This window comes from Paenibacillus sp. RRE4 (genome assembly GCF_031844205.1).
GTDB classification, from domain to species: domain Bacteria; phylum Bacillota; class Bacilli; order Paenibacillales; family Paenibacillaceae; genus Paenibacillus; species Paenibacillus xylanexedens_B.
Map to the genome: position 1 here is coordinate 1 of NZ_JAUZUT010000021.1, position 21,788 is coordinate 21,788.

At 45.3% G+C, this 21,788-nt stretch carries 22 protein-coding genes; 9 read left to right on the forward strand and 13 right to left on the reverse strand.

Annotation, left to right across the window (positions count from 1 at the left end):
- Positions 1-331 precede the first annotated feature (331 nt).
- Positions 332-1,312 (reverse strand): arginase, encoded by a 981-nt coding sequence (rocF, locus tag Q9R46_RS28395; protein ID WP_311282610.1) that lies wholly within the window; start codon positions 1,310-1,312, stop codon positions 332-334.
- A 56-nt stretch (positions 1,313-1,368) separates the two neighbouring features.
- Entirely contained in the window at positions 1,369-2,571 is a 1,203-nt protein-coding gene (locus Q9R46_RS28400) for an ornithine--oxo-acid transaminase (protein WP_311282611.1), read from the reverse strand.
- Between the two features lie 480 nt (positions 2,572-3,051).
- Here Q9R46_RS28400 and Q9R46_RS28405 point away from each other — a divergent pair, with 480 nt between their 5' ends.
- Entirely contained in the window at positions 3,052-3,696 is a 645-nt protein-coding gene (locus tag Q9R46_RS28405) for a GntR family transcriptional regulator (protein WP_311282612.1), read from the forward strand.
- 45 nt (positions 3,697-3,741) lie between these two features.
- On the opposite strand, the gene Q9R46_RS28410 is transcribed toward Q9R46_RS28405, so the two are convergent.
- Complete coding sequence (locus Q9R46_RS28410; RefSeq protein WP_311282613.1) at positions 3,742-4,473, reverse strand: class I SAM-dependent methyltransferase; 732 nt, start codon at positions 4,471-4,473, stop codon at positions 3,742-3,744.
- Positions 4,474-4,636: 163 nt separating this feature from the next.
- Here Q9R46_RS28410 and Q9R46_RS28415 point away from each other — a divergent pair, with 163 nt between their 5' ends.
- Positions 4,637-4,993: a hypothetical protein gene (locus Q9R46_RS28415; RefSeq protein WP_123067401.1), complete on the forward strand. Its 357-nt coding sequence runs from the start codon at positions 4,637-4,639 to the stop codon at positions 4,991-4,993.
- 205 nt (positions 4,994-5,198) lie between these two features.
- Here the strand turns inward: Q9R46_RS28415 and Q9R46_RS28420 are convergent, their stop codons facing one another.
- The 3 genes from Q9R46_RS28420 to Q9R46_RS28430 form a co-directional block, all read right to left on the reverse strand.
- A complete protein-coding gene (locus Q9R46_RS28420) occupies positions 5,199-5,426 on the reverse strand; it encodes a cold-shock protein (RefSeq protein ID WP_056697134.1) in 228 nt (75 codons plus the stop codon).
- Positions 5,427-5,613: 187 nt separating this feature from the next.
- Positions 5,614-5,814, reverse strand: a complete 201-nt coding sequence (locus Q9R46_RS28425; RefSeq protein ID WP_024633772.1) for a cold-shock protein — start codon at positions 5,812-5,814, stop codon at positions 5,614-5,616.
- Between the two features lie 438 nt (positions 5,815-6,252).
- Positions 6,253-6,489 (reverse strand): DUF6953 family protein, encoded by a 237-nt coding sequence (locus Q9R46_RS28430; RefSeq protein ID WP_311282614.1) that lies wholly within the window; start codon positions 6,487-6,489, stop codon positions 6,253-6,255.
- 531 nt (positions 6,490-7,020) lie between these two features.
- Here Q9R46_RS28430 and Q9R46_RS28435 point away from each other — a divergent pair.
- Complete coding sequence (locus Q9R46_RS28435) at positions 7,021-7,692, forward strand: phosphatase PAP2 family protein (RefSeq protein WP_145336679.1); 672 nt, start codon at positions 7,021-7,023, stop codon at positions 7,690-7,692.
- 163 nt (positions 7,693-7,855) lie between these two features.
- Here Q9R46_RS28435 and Q9R46_RS28440 read toward each other — a convergent pair whose 3' ends face one another.
- The gene (locus Q9R46_RS28440; RefSeq protein ID WP_311282615.1) at positions 7,856-8,635 is read right to left on the reverse strand and encodes a helix-turn-helix transcriptional regulator; all 780 of its coding nucleotides are present in this window, start codon (positions 8,633-8,635) and stop codon (positions 7,856-7,858) included.
- Between the two features lie 113 nt (positions 8,636-8,748).
- Here Q9R46_RS28440 and pyk point away from each other — a divergent pair, with 113 nt between their 5' ends.
- Positions 8,749-10,164 (forward strand): pyruvate kinase, encoded by a 1,416-nt coding sequence (gene pyk / locus Q9R46_RS28445; protein ID WP_145336675.1) that lies wholly within the window; start codon positions 8,749-8,751, stop codon positions 10,162-10,164.
- Positions 10,165-10,308: 144 nt separating this feature from the next.
- Here the strand turns inward: pyk and Q9R46_RS28450 are convergent, their stop codons facing one another.
- Positions 10,309-11,832: a methyl-accepting chemotaxis protein gene (locus Q9R46_RS28450; RefSeq protein ID WP_311282616.1), complete on the reverse strand. Its 1,524-nt coding sequence runs from the start codon at positions 11,830-11,832 to the stop codon at positions 10,309-10,311.
- Between the two features lie 185 nt (positions 11,833-12,017).
- Entirely contained in the window at positions 12,018-12,467 is a 450-nt protein-coding gene (locus Q9R46_RS28455) for an SRPBCC family protein (RefSeq protein ID WP_311282617.1), read from the reverse strand.
- A 184-nt stretch (positions 12,468-12,651) separates the two neighbouring features.
- Between Q9R46_RS28455 and Q9R46_RS28460 the strand changes: the two genes are divergently transcribed.
- Complete coding sequence (locus Q9R46_RS28460; protein WP_311282618.1) at positions 12,652-13,470, forward strand: AraC family transcriptional regulator; 819 nt, start codon at positions 12,652-12,654, stop codon at positions 13,468-13,470.
- Positions 13,471-13,521: 51 nt separating this feature from the next.
- On the opposite strand, the gene Q9R46_RS28465 is transcribed toward Q9R46_RS28460, so the two are convergent.
- On the reverse strand, positions 13,522-14,055 hold the full coding sequence (locus Q9R46_RS28465) for an MOSC domain-containing protein (RefSeq protein ID WP_311282619.1): 534 nt from the start codon (positions 14,053-14,055) through the stop codon (positions 13,522-13,524).
- A 265-nt stretch (positions 14,056-14,320) separates the two neighbouring features.
- Here Q9R46_RS28465 and Q9R46_RS28470 point away from each other — a divergent pair, with 265 nt between their 5' ends.
- From Q9R46_RS28470 to Q9R46_RS28485, 4 genes are all read left to right on the forward strand, one after another.
- The gene (locus Q9R46_RS28470) at positions 14,321-14,686 is read left to right on the forward strand and encodes a DUF1304 domain-containing protein (protein WP_145336664.1); all 366 of its coding nucleotides are present in this window, start codon (positions 14,321-14,323) and stop codon (positions 14,684-14,686) included.
- A 108-nt stretch (positions 14,687-14,794) separates the two neighbouring features.
- Positions 14,795-15,595, forward strand: coding sequence for a DUF4261 domain-containing protein (locus Q9R46_RS28475; protein WP_311282620.1), 801 nt, complete (start codon positions 14,795-14,797; stop codon positions 15,593-15,595).
- Between the two features lie 262 nt (positions 15,596-15,857).
- Positions 15,858-16,217, forward strand: a complete 360-nt coding sequence (locus tag Q9R46_RS28480) for a hypothetical protein (protein WP_311282621.1) — start codon at positions 15,858-15,860, stop codon at positions 16,215-16,217.
- A gap of 177 nt (positions 16,218-16,394) precedes the next feature.
- Positions 16,395-18,374 carry a methyl-accepting chemotaxis protein gene (locus tag Q9R46_RS28485; RefSeq protein ID WP_311282622.1) on the forward strand — a complete coding sequence of 660 codons (1,980 nt, stop codon included), beginning with the start codon at positions 16,395-16,397 and terminating at the stop codon, positions 18,372-18,374.
- Between the two features lie 240 nt (positions 18,375-18,614).
- Here Q9R46_RS28485 and Q9R46_RS28490 read toward each other — a convergent pair whose 3' ends face one another.
- From Q9R46_RS28490 to iolG, 3 genes are all read right to left on the reverse strand, one after another.
- Positions 18,615-19,634, reverse strand: coding sequence for a LacI family DNA-binding transcriptional regulator (locus tag Q9R46_RS28490; RefSeq protein ID WP_311282623.1), 1,020 nt, complete (start codon positions 19,632-19,634; stop codon positions 18,615-18,617).
- A gap of 115 nt (positions 19,635-19,749) precedes the next feature.
- The gene (gene iolB, locus Q9R46_RS28495) at positions 19,750-20,556 is read right to left on the reverse strand and encodes a 5-deoxy-glucuronate isomerase (RefSeq protein ID WP_311282624.1); all 807 of its coding nucleotides are present in this window, start codon (positions 20,554-20,556) and stop codon (positions 19,750-19,752) included.
- 115 nt (positions 20,557-20,671) lie between these two features.
- Positions 20,672-21,721, reverse strand: coding sequence for an inositol 2-dehydrogenase (gene iolG, locus Q9R46_RS28500; protein WP_311282625.1), 1,050 nt, complete (start codon positions 21,719-21,721; stop codon positions 20,672-20,674).
- Positions 21,722-21,788: the final 67 nt, after the last annotated feature.

The following is a 21,788-nucleotide window of genomic DNA, read 5'->3' on the forward strand; positions in this document are numbered from 1 at the left end:
CAAGTTTCTTTCGAAGCTTGTTTTTCATTGCTTGCCGCACCGTGTAAACCGTGTTTTCTTGGCCGGAATTAGAATATACCATGTATGATATAACAATGCAACACTTATTTTAAAAATATAAAACTTCATTAGATTTCTTCATAACAGACTAGAACTTATATCTTTAATACACACGAACGTTCACAGCTGTACCACAACATTTATCAACGTAATAAATACAGGGAAGCCGCGTATATGATCAGCATAATGTTTCAACCGACCAATAACATAACCCCCCTGCAACATACCTTATAGATCACATTTGTTCCCTCTGAGCACATTCCGCTTCCTTCTATAGAATAGACTTACCTAACAAAGATGCAATTAATCCAACACCAAGTCGTGCCGTATGCCGGTTTTGATCAAGCAACGGGTTCACTTCAACCAATTCCATAGATACAACCCGGTTGCTGGCTGCTAAACACTCCATCGCAAAATGCGCTTCTCGATAACTCAGCCCACCCGGCACAGGTGTCCCCACTCCTGGCGCTTCACGTGGGTCAAGACAATCCATATCAAAACTAACATGAATACCGTCCGTCCCCTCACCCGCAATCACCATCGCCTGTTCAATGACGTGTTGCATCCCCATTCGATCAATATCATGCATCGTAAAAGCTCGAATGCCCAATGCTCTGATCTGCTCCTTCTCGTAGTCATCCAGATCTCGAAGTCCGATATACACCAGATTAGACGGATTCACAAAGGAACCAGCACCTCTGATCTGTGACAAATTAAAAGCCGAATGTCCCAGAAACGCCGCAACACTCATTCCATGCATATTACCAGTCAAGCTATGTTCTTCGGTATTCAAGTCTGCATGAGCATCGAACCAGATCACACCTAAATTGCTGTAATGAGCAGTTAACCCTGCCAAAGTACCAATAGCTACGCTATGGTCTCCCCCAAGCACAACTGGAAAGGCTCCCTCTTCGAGAGCAGATGCTACTTCTTGACACACATGCTCACTGACCTGCTGAACCTCATTCAGATACTTTACTGTCTTGCGCCCAAGTGGAGTTACTGATTGTGTGGGGCAATCCACACGCACCTCTCTATTGAAGAGAAACCCCAAACTCGCAATTTCGCGTTTCAACCCGGCGGTGATCAGTTCATCAGGGCCTAACTCGGCCCCATTTCTAGCACCAGCTAATCCAAAAGGAACTTTAATCAGAGCCACTTCTTGTTGATGAGTCTTTACATAGCGAGTATCCTGACCAGAACCATTTCGCATCGCATGCTCTCCTGTAGCCAAAACATCCTCATTCTTCATAAAGTATCGCTCCCTTTCATCGCTGTTGAACTACAATCCAATGAAGCATCTTACCCTTACGATGAAGCATCACCAAGCACTTCTTTAATGATCTCTATAGCCCAATCAATCTCAGATTCCTTGATGGTTAGTGGGGGAGCAAAACGAATAGTTGTTTCATGCGTTTCTTTACAAAGTAATCCTGCCGACATCAGACGTTCGCAATAAGGTCGTGCAGGGCCATCCAGCTCAACCCCAATGAATAAACCTTTGCCCCGAATTTCCCGAATCGCAGAGCTCTGAATACCTTGAAGTTGTTCCATAAAATAAATCCCCAGCCGCTCTGACCGCTCCGCAAGCTTCTCATCTTCCAAAACATCCAAAGCGGCCACTGCTACCGCACAGGCAAGCGGATTACCCCCAAACGTAGAACCGTGTGATCCCGGTTCAAACAGATCCAGAATGTCTGCTTCGGCAGCGATTGCGGAGATCGGCATCACACCACCGCCAAGCGCTTTGCCCATAATCCATATATCTGGTTCGGCACCCTCCCAATCGGAGGCGAATCGGCGCCCCGTTCTCCCAAATCCAGTCTGGATCTCATCGGCCATGGTCAAGACTCGCTGTTGTCTGCATATCGCAAACGCCTCTGCCAAGTATCCAGCTGGAGGAATAATAATTCCCGCTTCGCCCTGAATGGGCTCAACAAGGAAACCCGCCGTATTCGGTGTGATCGCTTGTTTCAAAGCCTCCAGATCACCGTAAGGGATAATTCGGAACCCTGGTGTAAACGGACCAAAATCCTTTTTATATTCAGCGGAGGAAGAAAAAGAAGTAACCGTAAGGGTTCTCCCATGAAAATTGCCAGAGCATACGATGATTTCAGCCTGATTTTCAGGTACTCCCTTGCACCGATATGCCCATCTTCGTACGGCTTTTACCGCTGTCTCAACCGCCTCTGCTCCCGTATTCATAGCTAAAATTTTGGATTTCCCCGTAAACGTGGACAGTTTTTGATAAAATATTGCTGCAGTATGGCTGTGAAATGCCCGTGATGTCAATGTGACCTTGTCTGCCTGATCTTTCAACGCCTGAATAATGACAGGATGTCTATGTCCATGATTCAGTGCTGAATACGCACTTAACATATCCATATATCGGCGGCCTTCAGGGTCCTCTACCCACACCCCTTCTGCCTGTTCAATGACGATGGGAAGTGGATGATAATTAGGCGCAGCATACGTTTCCGACCATTGAATGAACAATTCGGTATCTGGCATTCCTTCACAACCTTCCACATAATATTGTATACAAAATACAGTAACAGTGTATGCGAGTTGATCTGCGTTTACGACTTGTTTCCTCTTTTTCCGCATCAGCCTGTTTGTATACGAGCACGGCGACATATCACAATAACTTTATACTTCCTGAGAATGAACTACTAGACCTAGGATGATGATCAAGAATGTACACATAATGTATTTGTATACAATATACATAATATGATATGCATTTGTTTATATCTTCAATAGTAACAAACCTATACGAGGATGACAACGCTTTTTCGATCATTTTCAGACTCTAATCCCATAAAATGTTTACTGAATATTGTGACTTATGTAGCTCTCAGCGTGCGAACTTTGCTTGCCCAACTCCCCCCTCGATGGTAAGATGATAAAAACTTGAAACACCCGGACGGCACGCCCTGCATGGCTTTATAACCATTAATCATGACTATACATATAGAAGGGAGAATTTGTATGGAGGTTCCTAAATACCGTTCCTTGAAAGACCACGTCTACGATTACATCGCTCAGAAGATTCAGGACGGGACGCTTCTTCCCAACCAGAAGATTAACGAAGCCGAAATTTGCAAAAAGCTGGATATCAGTCGCACCCCAACTCGGGAAGCTTTATTTCAGTTGACCTCTGACAATTTATTGCAATATATCCCGCGCAGGGGATTTATTGTTGCTCCTTTTGACACAAGCAAAAAGCTTGAATTCTCGCAGGCCATCGGTGCGCTGGAGGGACTAGCCGCCACGCTTGCAGTGGATCATCTCAAAGCCTCAGAACTTATAGAGATGGAAGCTCTAATCGCCCGTATGGACGAAGATATCAACCAGCTCGATCTGGCAGCCTATAGCAAAAATCAGTATTTGTTTCACAATCTGTACATCCAGCGATGTGGCAACGCCACCGTTATTGAGATGTTGAACACACTTAAGAACAGCTTCATTCGTCAGTCCTATGTCAGTGATAACAAGCCAAAACTATCCGAGGTGCTGCATGAAGTCAATGAAGAGCACAGGCAGATTCTAGATGCTTTCCGTGCCAAGGACAAACCGCAGCTGGAAGCACTGCTCAAACATCACTGGCGCATTATTGATAACGACATGCTGTAACGTATAAGGCAACCCACATCATGACGAATGAGGGTTGCCTCTTTTTCAATTAAGCCCAGCTTCCGTAGGAACTCTCGCCGTAAACACGGCATATCCCAGCCTTTGCCCGTATCTCAGAAGCAACCGGTCATTCGTACGACTCATTCGCTGTATATTTTTGTCCTCAATCCAGTTCATATCCATCTCACGTAAAGGGTCGTGATCGACTCCCCACTTGCCCATTGTACGCGATTGCTCCTTCACTTTAACTTCTGAGAATCCGCATCCCCTCAGCCGCTTCTTCCAAGCTGACACCGTTGCCAGTGTACGTATCCCATAAAATCGCTTCAGTCTGCGACTCATCAGTTCCGTTTTCCTTCCCGATAAAACCATTTCCCGATCGACAAGCAGTCCTCCAGGTTTCAATACTCTCCTGTACTCAGCAAGCGCTTTGCGCCATGGGGTGAAAATCGTCACCGATTCAATAAAGACTACGTCCACATGATTATCTGGTAAGGGTAATGCCGCAGCGTCAGCTTGAATAAAACGCACATCAACCCGCTCTTTACGCGCACGCCTTACTGCTTTATCCAGCATATGACGGTGTAGATCAATTGCAGTTACGTCGTACCCCTGCTGAGCCAGATAACATGCTGTTCTTCCCGTACCGCATCCTATCTCCAGAACACGAACCCGAGCAGGCAAGGATAATGAATCAAGCAATTGCAGCGTAGCCGAAAATCCACCAGGATGAGCACTTCCTTCTCCTAAACGAGCAAGCAAATCATGATAATCCACGACTCCCCCTCCTTCCCTTACTCCAGTCTATGGAACAAACCGAAAAACGGCTCCTGACTATGGAGATAACCGGGTACTCGTCCATACCAATCCACTCGTTTCCTACTATGATATACAAACCGTTGATTTCAGGCGGCAAACCGCAACGATGAGGGGGATATGCATGCACAGAATTCATCCGGTATGTGAAGAAACGGTGTCACCGCATGTGGGGCGCCCTGTCTGTCTTGTCATGAGAGACGGCACGCATATGTATGGTACACTTGGAGGTTGCCGGGATGGGAAGGTCTACTTGAATGAATGCTTTCAAGGTCCACGCCTGTCTTCCATCCAATCCAAGCAACAACTGCGTAGAGTAAACAAAAAGAAATTAACATCCGCCAGAAAAGCTAAATCTTCAGCTTATGGTGGCTACCCATATGGCGGTGGATACGGTGGTTATGGCGGTTACGGATACGGAGCTGGCTATGATGTTGCCCTAATCGCTACATTGTTCCTTCTTCCATTCTTATTTATCTAAACCTCAATAACAATTAGCTATTATTAGCAATCAACAAAAGCCTCTTCTTGTTCGATTACGGAACAGGAAGAGGCTCTTTTTATGCAACAAAAAAGGCATTCGCCTTAAACGAATGCCAGGATGTTCTTATTTAATTTTCCTACCTCGGTAACGGATGTTTACTTTATCTAAAAAAAAACACCTCGTGAGAGGCGGGTAAGCTATATTAAATCCGATTTCCTTTAGACATCGTTTTCAGGTTGCTATTCGAATTCTCAAGCAATGGCAGCATCCTAGTTGTGCTAACCATCTCAGAAGCACATATTGGACAAGTAGGCACGCTATCAAACGCAAAATTGTCCCGCATCCATCCTTTGCACGTATCACTCGTACATTCCCAGATTGCTGCATCTGCTTGTGGAATTTCTTCCAACGGTTTTTTGCGATTATACATGACTTCTACCCCCTTTGTTATGGAAACACATCTTACTGACGTCATTTCACAAAAGCCACTGCTTAGCGGAAGTGTAACGTCCGCCGAACTTCTGCCTCGACAACGGTTGGGTCAACTTCATCTATTCAAATCAAAAAAAAGAAGCTGCCTTTATCATTATAACATGTTAAAGGCAGCTATGCTTTAATTACAGTTTTACAACTTCTTCTGCTTGAGGACCACGGTTTCCTTGTACAATTTTAAATTGCACGCGTTGACCTTCGTCCAGCGTTTTGAAGCCTTCGCCTGTAATAGCGCTGAAGTGTACGAATACATCTTCTCCGCCTTCAACTTCGATGAAACCGAAGCCTTTATCAGCGTTGAACCATTTTACTGTTCCGTTTTGCATGTGAATTACACCTCCAAATAAAGATTAACATGTTCCTTTGTTCTTTGCAGCAAGCAAATAAAAATTCACACATTGAAAAAGGTACCAGTCATAAACTATAAGTGATCGCCCTTTACAATATGTGAATTAGGTTTTCAACTCTGTACAACTTGATTATTAGTATACCTCTAATCGATTCAAAAAGCAAATCATTGTATTTTCTTTTCAAACAGCTTTGGAAATACCTGTTTATTATGTTCAAGCCATAACTGGCCTGTGTTGTCCTCTGTTAAAAATTGTTTATCTGCAGTCTTATGAAAGGATATGCAGTTCCCATCGAACTTATACATGATTTGTGAAAATGTTCTGTCCTTGCATATCCATCATACTCAGGGGCCTACTGCCAACCTCACTCAGAGTCAATGCAACAATATGTCGGGGCCCGGCGTAACAACACAACTAAGTCCATGCCCATCTAAAAGCATCGCGATCCCAAGCAACCCGCCCGCCATGAAGCTTGCGAAATGCTTTTTTCACCTCTTTGGACAAGGAAGCATTACCGTTCTCATTAACAAAAACAAAATGCTCTCCGTAATGGGTTCTTACATATTCTATTGCCACTTCCTGACGAAGTGTGCCTGTAAACTTAATCTCAGCGACCATCCATTCAGCTACGTCCTGCGCCGTCTTCTCCATTATTTCACCTGCCGTTCTTCAAATACACCTTGGTTAAACTTCTCTTGCCTGACTTTCCACTGTCTAAAGTATACCACGATAGCGAGAAATACGAAAAAAGGCAAGAACGGATCAGGGAATAATAGGAGAAATAAAAGTTCTATAATCCTTTTCGGAGCATGTGTACCCATTCCAAAGAGTGCGTAATATAATACCTTGCATGAACAGCTTGAAAGCTTCGTAAGGGAGGGCACGGTCCTTTGTTATTTCTAGCCGCGTAACAGCTCTATCAAACACGTTATGACTCTTTAGTCATAATATAGTCACTCCTATCCCTATCTCGATTTGGATAAAAACATAAAAAGTAACAAAAAAGAGATATATCGAATTGTAAATTACCCTAAAATCAGGTATGGCTTATCCCTCTGCCTGTCCATTATAGTAAGAATGAAGATTTAAACTGCAGGGATGCTTCATCCATTTAGCGTCAACTGACTATGAAACTTAGATAACGATGAAATTGATAATGCATATCGAATCAGGGAGGATTTTATGAAAGCATTTTTTAAAAGATGGGGACATCTGTTGGCCATTCTATGTATACCACTTCAAGGCTCCATTTATATGTTCCTAGGTAGTCAAGCGGGAAGTGATGTCTTTTACAATTATGCCTGGATTGATACACAGATTCCTTTTATCAAAGAATTTATTATTCCATATGTCAGCTGGATGCCTATTCTATATCTAAGCTTTCTCTATCTTGGTTTAACGAATAAGTCGTTATTCTGGCGGACACTGCTCATTTATAACGTCGGGGTGATGGCGGCCAATGTTTGTTTTGTGGTATTCCCCTCGTATGTACCACGTCCGGAAGTGACTGGAACAGATCTAAGCAGTGTACTTGTGCAATTCATCTATTCCAATGATGCGCCTGTGAACTGTTTTCCAAGCGTCCATTGTTTAACAAGCTACATGTTGTTCATTATTCTTAACCGACATCTGAACGTTAAACCTGCCGTGCGAATCTTCGGCTCCGTCTGGTTATGGCTCATTATTGCTTCAACTGTCTTCGTCAAACAGCATTCCATGCTGGACGTCGTTGGTGGCATTGCTTTTGCTGAAGCCGCGTATTGGGCAGTTCATGTCTTTGCGAAACGCCTGGGACAGACCGCAAAAAACAGCAAGCAACCACTCCGATCTACGCAGCCAAGCCGAAATGCCTAACGTAGTTTCAGGACAAAACATTGTAGATAAACAGGTTGCGACATGTTACATTTCAACAACAACATTAATAATGAAAGAGGGCATCTTAGCCCTCTTTTTTTTCATTCATCAGACCAAATTTATTTATGAAAAACTCCACTAGACCAGTAAGAGCTGTCAATTGTTAGACAATCGGGGGACGCTCATGCAACAGATCGGATGGCGGACTGCCCATGAGCCGTTTGAATATGCGGTAAAAATAAGACAAATCCCGGTAGCCGAGAAATTCGGCAATTTCCTGGATGGAGAGCTGCGACTCGGTAAGCAGGTACAAGGCCCTTTTTATCCGTTGATCATGAACGTATTCACTAATGGTCTGATTCGTTACACTTTTGAACAGGGAGGCCGCATAATTGGGAGACTTTCCGATCTCGTCACCAAGCTCTTCCTTAGTTACTTTCTCCCGATAATGCTGCTCAATATAACGTTTCATCCGTTCCACGTACCGACGCCTCTCTGGTGGAATGATCCCTCGATCGAGTTCCCGGTTAATATAAATTAGGACTTCCATCAATAAGGCCTGGCTCATCATGACATAATAAGAGGGACGCTCTTCCCATTGTTGCTGGATGCCCTTCATTCTCTGAAGAATCAGTTCGTAACAGCCCGGTTTATGCCTCAATGGTTCACGCTGTTGGAGTGCAGGCAGTTCTGCGGTCTCATTTTGCCTCAACAAAATAACAAACTGGGTGTGCGTAACCGTAGGAATACTCTTTCCATAATAGGGTGTCCCACCGGGAATAAGTAACAATTCACCCTTTTCCATGATCTGTTTATCTCCGTTCACCCAATATACACATTTTCCATATGTAACCAAGCTAAGACGCCAAATCCCTTGTGGTTGCACGGCTTCTTCGTACCACCCTACGCCATTCACATGATGTACTTCAAGTGGAGTAACCATATAACACCTCATTATCGGACTATACTCTAATCATTGTACTATAGTTCATATCGTGATTCGACAGAAAACGCTACAATGTACACATAAGCACTAAATATGAGGAGGATATTAGCATGTTGAAAACCAAAATTATCTGTACTATGGGACCTGCTTGTGACTCAATCGAAACGTTGAAAGTAATGATTCAGGAAGGTATGACAGTTGCCCGTCTGAATATGGCTCATGGAGAGCTGGAAGACCACGTGGGACGAATTAACAATATCCGCACAGCTGCTGCTGAACTGAACAAATACGTACCTATTATGATGGACATCAAAGGACCGGAAGTACGGATCGGCAAATTAAAAGAAGCTTCTGTTCACCTTCAAGCAGGTAAAGAACTCACGCTTACCACAGAAGACGTTCTCGGCGATGTAGAACGAATCGCTGTAAATTACCCTGAGTTGAATCTGGTTGTTAAACCAGGAGATCGCATTCTGATTGACGATGGATTGGTTGATCTGACGGTATTGTCTGTTGAAGGTTCAGAGATTCACTGCAAAATCATTAGCGGCGGTATCCTGAAACCACGTAAAGGTGTGAACCTGCCGGGAATCAAAACAACTTTGCCAGGCGTAACCGAGCGTGACGTCATGCACATCGGATTCGGGATCGAGAACAACATCGAAATTATCGCAGCATCCTTTGTTCGTAAAGGCGATGACATCCGTGAGATCCGTAGCATTCTCAAAGAACGCGGTCAAGACCATGTACAGATCATCTCCAAAATCGAGAACCAGGAAGGTATGACCAACCTGGATGATATCATCGAAGCATCAGACGGCATTATGGTAGCTCGCGGTGACCTCGGGGTTGAAGTTCCCATTGAAGACGTACCGATGATGCAAAAAGAAATGATCGACAAATGTAACAAGGCCGGCAAACCGGTTATCGTCGCTACACACATGTTGGAATCCATGCAAGTAAACCCTCGTCCAACTCGTTCCGAGGTAAGTGACGTGGCAAATGCGGTGCTGCAAGGCGCAGACGTTGTCATGTTGTCTGGCGAATCCGCTGCTGGTAAATATCCGATCCAATCTGTTCGTACGATGGCTGCTGTTGCACGTCGCGCAGAAACGATGATTGATTACAAAGAACAATTCAACCAAAAATCTGCACAACAAGTGGCTGACATTACCGAGGTCATCAGTCAAGGAGCAGTAAGCTCTTCCCTCGTTCTGAATGCTAAAGCCATTATCACTTCAACAGAGAGTGGTTTTACCGCTCGCATGATCTCGAAATATCGTCCAAAAGCACCAATTATCGCGGTCACGCAACATGAAGAAGTGCTGTCCAAAATCTGCCTGCTCTCCGGGGTTATTCCGGTAATGGGCGATAAAGTGACAACAACGGATGAAATGTTCGAATCTGCAACACGAAATGCGATCAAAACAGGTTACATTGAAAAAGGCGACATTATCGTATTGTCCGCCGGTGTTCCAATCGGCCAATCCGGTAACACCAACCTGATTAAAGTACTGCAAGTATAATTACGAATCGCTGCATAGCGTTCTATAAAAAGAATGAAATCAAAAATCCACCGGGATATGAAATCCGGTGGATTTTTGATTTTCCTCTTTTATTTACTACATCAAAGTTGAACGAAAAAAATGTGTCTATTTTTTACACAGAAACTACAAATTGCGCGAATAGTTCACCAGGTCCTGCGACATATTGTTGATCTCATCCATTGAAGCATTGACCTGCTGTGTCAAAGCCGCCTGATTTTGAGTCAATGTGGACATGTTGCCGATATGTTGCAAAATATGATCAATTAACGTTTTCATTTTCTGCATGCTATCTTCAATGTTGACTGTTGCCTCCGAACTGTGATCAGCCAACTTCCGCACTTCGCCAGCTACAACGCCGAATCCCAAGCCCAGCTCACCTGCCCGCGCGGCTTCAATGGCGGCATTCAAACCGAGTAGATTCGTCTGACTGGCAATCTCCCGGATAAACGCAGTAATATTTTTCGTTTCTTCTACACTATCCCGCACCTGCGTTGCGGCATCGGCAGATAACTCCTGAGCGTTAACCAGTTCTTGGGCCTGATCTGTGATTGAGTTAATACCCCGTACCATCTCTTCGATCGATTCTGATAATTGTTTTGTTTTCAGATTCATCGCTTCAACAATCACTTCTTTATTCTTCTGGTGAGTCACATCCCGAATCGTACCAGCAACACGAAGCGGTACTCCATTCTCATCACGAATGGTCTCCCCACCCGCATGGTACCAGCGATACTCCCCGTCTTTCCGTTGCAAACGGTAATCGAGATCATACGGCGTTCTGCCGCTGTAATCATTCATATGTTTAGCAAACTCATTGATTGTCCGGTCATGGTCTTCCGGGTGAAGACGACTGCTCCAGCTGCTAAATACATTCGGAAAATCTTCTTCATTTTTAAAGCCCAGCTCTCTCCGGAATTGCGGGGACCACCAAAATTCATTGTTTGGATTGACCACGTCCCCGGCTACCACCGTCATATCCCAAGGCGCCTCCACAAGTGCACGGTTAACAAGATCATAACGGGTAACAAGCGCCTCGAGTTCATCTGACTTGATCTTCTCCTCATGAATATCGAACATGACTCCAATTAACTTAACTGGAGTACCTGTAGCATCTCTCAGAAGTCGTCCAAGACATCTGAACCAACGAATATCTCCGTTTTTCAAAACCATACGGCTTGTAACATTATATCCCGCTTGGTCATTCGGATCATTCACATGTCTCGTAATATCCTCCACAAGCTGTGGTCTGTCCTCTGGGTGCACAGATTTAGCCCAACTGGCGAACTCATTGGGGAAGTCCTTCGAATTACTATAGCCCAGCATCCTACGGAACTCTTCCGAGAATGAAACGATGTTATTGTGATCCAGCGGATTACCTGCAACGATCTTAGACTCCCATATCGCCGCTTGAAGCGCCTGATTCAACATGGTAAGACGCATTTGCGCAACCTCATGCTGTGATTGCAGCAGTTGCATCGCTTTTTGAATATTCCCCAAAATTTCATCATTGCCTTGTGCATCAGCGTCTGTCCCGCTCCAAAACTGGCCCTTCTGAGCGTTCTCAAGCAAACGACGGCTGTAACTCAGCAATTGCTCATGTGAATCTACACGATTTGTTTTGGTTACTTCACTACGTTTCAGAAACATCGGCAATATCCCCTCTTATATCAGGTGTCTTTATATATACTTCGACATAAAAAGACAAGAAGTGTAGGTCTAAAGTCGCTAATATAAAAAAAAACGCAAACCTCGACCCGCTAGGGCAAGATTCACGTTGTTAGATGACTATCTATTTTTTGTATAACTCCGATTTACATAAAAATAATTCTCTTTTACCATCCGAAATTAAGCGTTTTGCCCGTCTCTACCCATGTTTTAATACTACTTAGAATCATCCACCAGCTATTCTGCGCATTGGCAAAGGACGGATGATTGTCTGTAAACTGATCATTGATCAGCGTCAGCTTGGTACACTCCCCCACGCTCTCTAACCGGAAGATGACTCTCGACTGGAGCTCGGCATGATTGGCATGGTACGAAGGCCCCGGATGTTCCCGATAACTAAGCGTGGAGAGCGGTTCAAACTCCAGAATCTCGCCATATACATGAACGGTTTCCTCACCATCATTACCCGGCCCAACATAGGCAAAGGGCTGTCCAGGTTGAAAATTCGAGCGAAGCGCACTGCCAAAAAAACTGCTGCGTGTACCCTCTGGGGAAATCAAGGCATTCCATACTTCATCACGTCCTGCATTGATATAAAATTCATATTTTAGATCCATTAGATAGTCACTCCCTTTATACATTCAAATTGCGGCTGTTCCCCGCACGTTTATCCTACCGTTAAACTCGTGGCTCGTATTGTAAAAACGCGACAACAACGAAATATCCGGTATACTAAAGGAGTTCGATTGTTACCGGAATCATTTCATCATCATATCCAATCAGGAAGGAGAGTACACAAGAATGAAAAGGACAGGCCATCGTGTTTCCCCCTCCATGGGACTTCTGCATTTGCAAGAGGGCAACCAACAATATGAGTTATTACGAGTGCCTCCAGCCGAGGTGCTGGTTCCTTTTGTCAAACATTACTGGGTGGTCTCCTGGGATCTTGCAGATCTTGAGCCGTATCCCCAGCATGTAGTACCTAATCCCTGCGTCAACCTGGTTGTTGAGCGAAACAAAACTTATTTTTTCGGGCCTTCTGATCAAAAGTTTACCTACACTGTTCACGGTAAAGGCCGTGTGTTTGGCGTAAAGTTCAAACCGGGAGGGTTCTATCCTTTTCTTCAAGCACCCGTATCTACACTCTACGGGAAACCACTGGAGGTATCTGGCCTGTTAGGCATCCGTGCCAGAATATTAGAGGATATTTTGCTTGGTGAAGACGCCATGGAGGACAAGGTCCGTTATATGGATCAGGTGCTTTCTGCTCGCCTTCCCTCGGAGGACATAGAAGCGAACTTAACCTGCGCTATCGTGCAGCACATTGAGCAGGATCGGGATATGTTGAGAGTAGATCAGCTGTCAGCCCGCTGGAATCTGCATACACGTAAGCTCCAGCGTTTGTTTAATCAATATATCGGCATCAGCCCCAAAACAGTCATCCAATTATATCGTTTGCAAAATGCGGCCGAATGCATAGAAAATGGTTTAACCTGCGACTTAAGCAAGTTATCTCAAGACTTGGGATACCACGATCAATCCCATTTTATTAAAGACTTTAAATCCATTATTGGCAGTACACCTGAAGAATATATGCTGTTGTCTGAACACATTAGGTAGAGATGTAAACCACGCAGGACGATAATCTATACAAATACGGCGGCCGGATACCTAGGGCAAGTTTACCACTTCAATGGTGTCTCCTGTGTGAACGACACCCTCACGTTCAACGGAACAGACGATACCGCGTTTCTTGCGGGCGGCCGGCACAAACTTTTTGCGCAAACCCTCCTGTCCGTAGAACTGTTCAATGACTTTTCCAGGATGCACACAAGGCAGGTTCTCTCCTTCACAGATCAAGCCTGTTCCATCAGGAAACAGAAGTCTGGTTCCCACAGGCAGTTCGGTCAATCGCTCTATACCGCGCACCAGTATATTGGCTCCGAGCCACTCGGGACGAACTTCCGGAATGCTCATCTTTTGGGCAATCCATGCGCACTCTTCTTCAGAAACGATGCTGATCTGCCGGCGATTGGCAATCAGCGTACCACGTTTGTAGATTTTCTGACGGGAATCTGCTGGTCTTAACAGACCGTAATGCCGATCCCCCGGTATTCCCGCAAGTTCAATATCAATAAAGGGCACTACCCTTGTTACAAATGTAGACGGATCATCTGCCAGCAGAACAAATTGAGCTGTTCCCATTAAACTCCACTCCCCTTCTGGATAATCTACTTTCCCTTGTTACTCTGAGTTGTGTTACCCTGTGTATGAATTTCTGATAATCAGTAGATGCTGATGGGTATATTTTATTATCTTACCCAATTTTCGAAGTTAGAAGAAAATAACGAATGAAATCCAATTGTAGTTTACACAATTAAATTGCTAAAAATTAATTTGAAATTTTTCGCCTTTATGCTAATCTATATATTAAGTAGATTGTGAAGTTCATTACATATTAGAAAGCAGGGTGTTTCTTTTGATCGGTACTATTTTTGTCGCTCTTGTTGCTGTTGAACACTTCTACATCATGATTATGGAGATGTTCATGTGGACACGTCCACGCACGATGAAAACGTTTGGCACTACACCGGAGTTTGCTAACTCCACCAAAGCTCTTGCCGCTAATCAGGGTCTATACAACGGTTTTCTTGCAGCCGGTCTGATCTGGGGCCTGTTATATCCGGATTCCAGTGTAGGATTGCATATTCAGATTTTCTTCTTAGCATGTGTAATCATTGCGGCTCTCTACGGCGGTGCAACTTCTTCACGATCCATTATTATCAAACAAGGTTTGCCGGCAATCATAGCACTTTTGCTTGTATTGTTCCTGTAACTTGTTTAAAACGTGCATAATCTGCGACTGAACCCTCAGATGTGGTAAGGTAGGAAGTATATCTTACAATCACCAGAATGATTCTGGAAGTAGGAAGGGGAACATGTCATGAGACTGTTTGACAAGCTGCGTCGGCGCAAAAAGGAAAAGGTACAATCCAGCGTTGCTGCTCCGCAGACGGATTATAGTCAAACCATTGTCGGATTTGTGCTATTAGAACGGGAAGACTGTGATTTTAATCTTTTTATCGACCGGATGAAGATGGAATGGAATATTGAGATTAATGAACAAGCCGAGGAAGGCAATCTCTTCTTTGAAGTCGATGGAATGCAGGTGGTGTGCGCTCACATTGCCGCACCTGTACCCGATCGAGAGGTCGAGGAGAATGCGAAGTTAAACATTCTTTGGCCAGAAGCTGAACAGGTGACTTCACGGCACCAGTCTCAGATCATTGTATCTGTTCTCAATGCAACAGATGCTATCCAGGGACATATCCTTTTTACTCAAACCGCATCCGCATTACTGCAATTGGATCATGCTCTCGCAATCTACATGTCTCCACTTGTCGTTGAAGCAGGTAAGTATGTGGAGGTAAGCCGCGGGCTCAAAGAAGATGAATTACCGGTACCTCTGTGGGTGTTCATTGGTCTGTATCAAAACCTCGAAGGCGCTTCAGCATATACTTACGGCCTGCGTAACTTCGGGAAAGTTGAGATTGAGATTGCCGGATCGTCCAAGCCATTAAGTGATGTCTTTGAGATGATGTTTATGACAACCACCTATGTTGTCGAGAATGATGTTACCCTGCATGATGGTGAGACTCTTGGATTCACTGCAGAGCAGAAACTAAGCATCACTCTTTCCAAGGGAATTGCTACGGAAGGGGAAAGCCTGAAGATTGGTTTTTAACCGTTTCCGCTACTACCTTGCACTACTGATGGATGTTCATAAAAGCCGTCTAGGAATTTATTCCGGGCGGCTTTTATGATTCCCCCAACATGGATGACGGGATGATTGAACCTCCACATATCTACATCTTGCATTCAAAAAAAATAATAGTCCATTCGTACTATGATGATATGTGTATACATTTTTATTTAACGTATAAAAGAGTATGATTAATAGGCCAATAGGCTCACACATATAAATTGATGAATGAGGAGTTGCCTGTATGTCTGTCAGACGTTTGGATTCACCTAAACCTATTATTGAGATTGTCTGGGAAGGGATTGTATCACCCGAGCAGGTCGAACACGTTAATACGGAGATCGAGAGAATTGCTCCCCAGCTGGGTAACGCATTTGATGTACTAGTCGACATGAGAAATTTGAAAGCCTTTCCACAAGATACCAAAGATAAAATGGTTGCGCATCAAAAACGAGCAAAAGAACTGGGCATGAAGCGGGCTAGTGTAGCTGTCGGTGGAGCGATCGCCAAGATGCAGCTTAATCGTATCTCCAAAGAATCAGAACATCAGACGGAATTTCAATGGGAAACATATGATGAGGCATTGGCCTTTTTATTGAAATAAACATGCGAAATATAGCTCTTATATAGACAATGGGGTTCTCCGGCGGGGAGCCTCTTTTTGGCATTTGAACATTTAGGGCGGTAACTTTAGAGAAAGAACTAAAATTTGATTTCGAAATGACGATATATTGCATAAGCTTGCGAAGAAAAAAGAGATTAGCATGTGGGGGGAATTGGAATGAAGCTCAAACCTAAATTAATGATGATGTTTCTGACAGCCGTGCTGATCGCTGCATTGCCAATCGCATTACTTGGTTTGTATCAGACGGAGAAACAAGCCACTCGTAATGTTGACTCCGCGCTCAAGGGTGTGATGACCTCTTCGGCTAACCAGTTGGACGGCTGGATTTCCAGTAACGCCAAAATTATCGAAACATTAGGCTTTGTTATTGAAGATGGCGTACCTGAAGGGGCGCTTACAGAAAACTATTTTAATGTGATGAACAAGGGCAGCAATAAAGAAAATTTGTCTGATCTATATTTTGGCTCGGAAAAAGACGGGACTTTCATGAACGGTTCCGACTGGTCTCCAGACGCCGGCTATGATCCCCGTAAACGTCCATGGTATGAGCAGGCCAAACAAGCGGATGCTCTGATGTTCTCCGATCCTTACCAGGATATGATGACCAAAGAGTATGCCGTATCCATCGCAATGCCTGTACATAACAAGCAAGGAGCTTTGGAAGGCGTCGTTGCAGGCGACCTATTACTCTCCAAATTAACGGACACGGTCAAAAAAATTAATCTGAACGGACTCGGATACACCTTTATGATAGACAAAAATGGAATGCTTCTCGCCCATCCAGAGGAAAAAATGGTGAACACCTCCGCCAAGGATAATTCAGAATTAAGCCCCCTGCTGGCAGATATGCAGAACAACCCTTCAGGGGAAAAGTCGTTTCATTATAACGGCGAAGATTACCTGGTATTCTATAACCAGATTCCTAGTACAGGCTGGGTAATCGGTTCCGTGATTTCAAAAAAACTTGCCTATGCTGAATTTTATCAGTTGCGTAATAATTATATTCTAATTATTGGAGCTACACTTCTGGCGGTACTGGCTGGAGCTTACTGGGTTGCGACTCTGTTCATCAAACCGTTGAAACAGCTGCACCAGACCTCCATGCAAATGTCAAGCGGTGACTTCACGGGACGGGTAAACGCGAAGGGCAAAGATGAATTTGCCGAACTCGGCATCGCCTTTAACCAGATGTCAGATCAACTCGGCACACTGCTACGCCAAGTCACCACCTCGGCTGACCGGGTACACAGCATTTCAGAAGAGATGCAGGAACACACGGAAAATACGAAACGAATTGCTGAACAAATTTCGATTGCCACAGATGAGCTGGCTCAAGGCTCCAGCACACAAGCTGAATCCGTCTACGATGGATCGGGTCGTCTGGCTATTATGAGTGACAATGTTGGGGGTATTAACCGCAGTGTAGAACAATCGGTGGAGATGATACGCGACGCCGTTGAAGCGATGCTCACAGGTCTGCAAGCCGTGGATCACCAGGTTGAACTGGCAGACGGCAATCGACACTCCATTGACCGGGTAGGTGAGTCGATTACACTGCTTGCCGACAAGTCTCAGAAGATTGAGGGCATCGTTGCTATGATTCAAGGCATAGCCTCTCAAACCAATCTGCTGGCGTTAAACGCCTCCATTGAAGCTGCACGGGCGGGTGAACACGGACGGGGCTTCGCTGTTGTGGCAGAAGAAGTACGCAAGCTTGCCGAGCAATCTGCTGACTCTGCCAAAGACATTATCATACTGCTGAATGAAATTCAGACAGCCAGCGGCATGAGTGTTAACGAAGTACGTACGGCTGAACAGGGTGTTGAACAACAGGTTGCTGCCGTGCACAACATGCGTGAATCCTTCGTTCGCATTCAACAGTCGATTGAGGGAATCGAAACTCAGCTGAAACAAGTGTCCTCTGCAACGACGGAACTGGACGACAATGCTGGCAAAGTTGCCGAGGTGATCTCCAGCGTTGCGGCGATGTCGGAGCAAAGCGCTGCTTCGACGGAAGAAGTGGCTTCTTCCACACAAGAGCAATTCAATTACATTACCAGCATCTCCGAGCGCTCCAATGAATTGGCTGAGCAATCCAAAGCACTGGCCGACGAGGTGAAAAAGTTCAAGGTGTAATCTTCGATATCAATACGGATGACCTCTGTAAAAGGACATGCATATCCAAGCTGATTAAATCAAGAAATCAGCATTAAAGATATAAAAAAACAGACCTTATTATGCTCCAGATGGTGCTAATAAGGTCTGTTTACTGTTTGGTTATGTGCCACAGACACCATTGGACACTTGCATGGTACCGCAGCAGATAAATTATCAACATTTGCGGTTAGATCCCGTGTATTACATCAAATACTGTGACTATTTACGTAGCTCTGCTGGTGCTTGACCTGCCGAATCCCGAACCACCAACTCCGGTTTAAGTACAATTTTTTGTGGAGCTTTCTGCTCATCCTTTAGCTCATCGATCAACAAATCCACTGCACGGCGACCCAAATCTTCAATTGGTTGGGCAATCGTGGTTAGGGGCGGGCTCGTTACCGAAGCGAGGATCGTATTGTCGAATCCGATAATGGATACATCTCTCGGTACACGTAGTCCTAACTCCTTGGCTGCTTGAAGTGCACCAATCGCCTGTATATCATTACAACAGAATAAGCCTGTCGGATGATTCTGTTCACCGAGTAGCCGCAACGCCTCTTGTTTGGCAGAGCCTAGATCTGCAGCTGATTCGCGAATCTGATCGGACTCCAGTACGTATCCTGCCTTATTTAATGCTTCACGGAAGCCACGTATCCTTTCCTGACTGCTACTGACTTTGGATGGCTCAGACAAGACCGCCAGACGAGTATGTCCAAGTTCAAGCAGATGTTGCGCAGCCAATAAGCCGCCAAGCCTATCGTCAATAGTGACCGTATGCACCGACAACGCGGGCATATGGCGGGCAATCAGCGCAACAGGCATCGACTGCTGCAAGAGCGGTGACAGAATTTCGGCATTATCGATCCCGGTTCCGATCATCATGCCGTCGACTCTTTTTTGCTGCAACAGATTCAGGTATCGCTCTACTCGCTCGTCCTTGTTATCCGTACTACAGATCACCACGCTATATCCCAACTGGCGGCTACGATCCTCTACTGCCCGGGCAAGCTCGGCAAAGTACGGATTCGAAATATCCGGTACAAGCAGGCCTAGCGTATACGTCTGTTTACCTGTCAGTGCAGCAGCAATTGCGCTCGGTTGATAGTGAAGCCGCTCCATGATCTCCATAATCTCGGCACGGCGTTTCTCGCTGATCTTGCCTTTGCCGTTAATCACCTGCGAGACGGTGGCAATCGATACCCCCGCCTCGCGTGCTATATCGTAAATGGTTGCTTTCATCGTTTTTCCCCATTTGTGCTATATATAAATTCATTATACATAGATGATTATTCTCTTCTTATTATGAAGGGGGAATAATGCTTACGCAATGTGAAGACGAAATTACTTATGACTTTTACTTTTTGAACAGCCATTCATGGTCAGGGTCGTTATGGAACTTCCACGTCCGTGTCGGCCCTGCCATCACATTCAGATAATAGACTTCATATCCCGGAGGCGCCCCTACCGGATGGTATCCATTCGGTACAAGCACGACCTCACCGTTTTTGACGGCAAGTGTTTCGTCCACAGAACGATCATCGGTATACACGCGTTGAATGGCGAAACCCTGCTCCGGCTGCACACGGAAATAATACGTTTCTTCCAGTAAAGATTCGTCTGGCAACGCATCCCGATCATGTTTATGCGGCGGATAGCTTGACCAGTGACCGTCTGGCGTGAACACTTCAACGACCAGCAGGCTGTCGGCTTCCTTTTGCTCCGGTAAAATGTTATGGATATGACGCTCCAGATTGCCGTAACCACGTCCTTCCACACCTACATCCTCAGGAGCGATTAGTCGCGAAGGATACGTCCCTTTCCCTGGGGCAACACAAATCGCGATCTCCAGATCGGTAAGTGCCGTAACTTCAATCTGATCTGACGTTGACACATAGACGGAGTACGGAGGAATTTTTTCGAAAACGCTCATGCGTTTCCCGATATTCTCCCACGTGTGCTCCCGAGTGCTTACATTCGCAAGCCCGCTGAGAAGCACAACACAGAGCTCCTGATCTCCACTCTCACGGCTTAGCTTCTCCCCTGTTGCTAGTTTTGCAACCTGAAATCCGACGTATTCCCAGCCAGCAGATTCCGGTGTCACCGTTAATATTGTTCCGTCTGCCTCCGGGTTTGCGGCAGGTTTTACGATAAGTTCTGACATGTTATTGATCCACTCCTTCCATACTCGTCTGCTATCACTTGATCTGATCCTTATGTGACGGTATCGTTCATTTATTTGAAGAGAAAATTGCTTTGCAACTTCTACTAAATACGAATTAATTTGCCGGTTGCGTCTCACGCGATGCACCTGGGACTTCTGTCATCTTCACAGGTCTTCCCTGCTCCATGGACATCTTGGCTGCCAAAGCGATTCGCTCCGCCTGTACTGCATCGTTACCGTCTACAATGACGGGTTTATCATGAATAATGGCATCGATGAAAAGAGCGGTCTCCTGCACATACGCCTCATTGTAACGTTCCAGGAAGAAGTGCAGTGGTTTATCGCGCATCAGTCCAGCTACTGTGCTGATCTCCGCTGTATTCGGATGATCATTATCCGCTGAAGCGCTGCCCAAGGAACCGAATACTTCCACACGTTGATCATATCCGTACACGGCCTGACGGCTGTTGTCGATCACACCAATTGCGCCATTAGCAAACGTCAATGTAACGATGGCTGTATCTACATCACCATGCTCGGCGAATACCGGGTTAATGAGTACCTTACCTTTGGCATAAACTTCCTCAACTTCACTGCCAGACAGATAACGGGCCATATCGAAATCATGAATCATCATATCCATGAAAATCCCGCCGGATACCCGGATATATTCTGCAGGTGGTGGGCTCGGGTCACGGGAAGTAATCTTGAGAATATGTGGATCACCAATCGTGCCTTCCAGCACATGGGAGCGTACTCTTCTGAAGTTGTGGTCAAAGCGGCGGTTAAATCCGATCTGAAGTTTCACGCCAGCCTTTGCTACAGCCGCTACAGCCGCTTCGGTCTGGGACAAGTCCATACTTACCGGCTTCTCACAGAAGATATGTTTACCCGCTTGTGCTGCTTGCTCGATCAACGGTACATGTGTATCTGTTGAAGAACAGATTAATACTGCATCAATGTTTGACATGGCAATGAGCTCACTGCTGTCTTTAGTGACAACAGAGATGCCGCGTTCAGTGGCCCACGCCTCCAGTTCAGGTCCTGCGAACAAATCACTGATCGCAACAATTTCGGCATGCGGGTTACGCAGCAGGTTGTCTGCATGGATTTTGCCGATACGTCCAGCACCGATAATGCCAATTCTTACTTTGTCCTTGCCCATTCCGTTATCCTCCCTATTTGCTTCCCTATGGTGTCTGGGAACTGAGTCCTTGCTCAGCGCCCCTGTA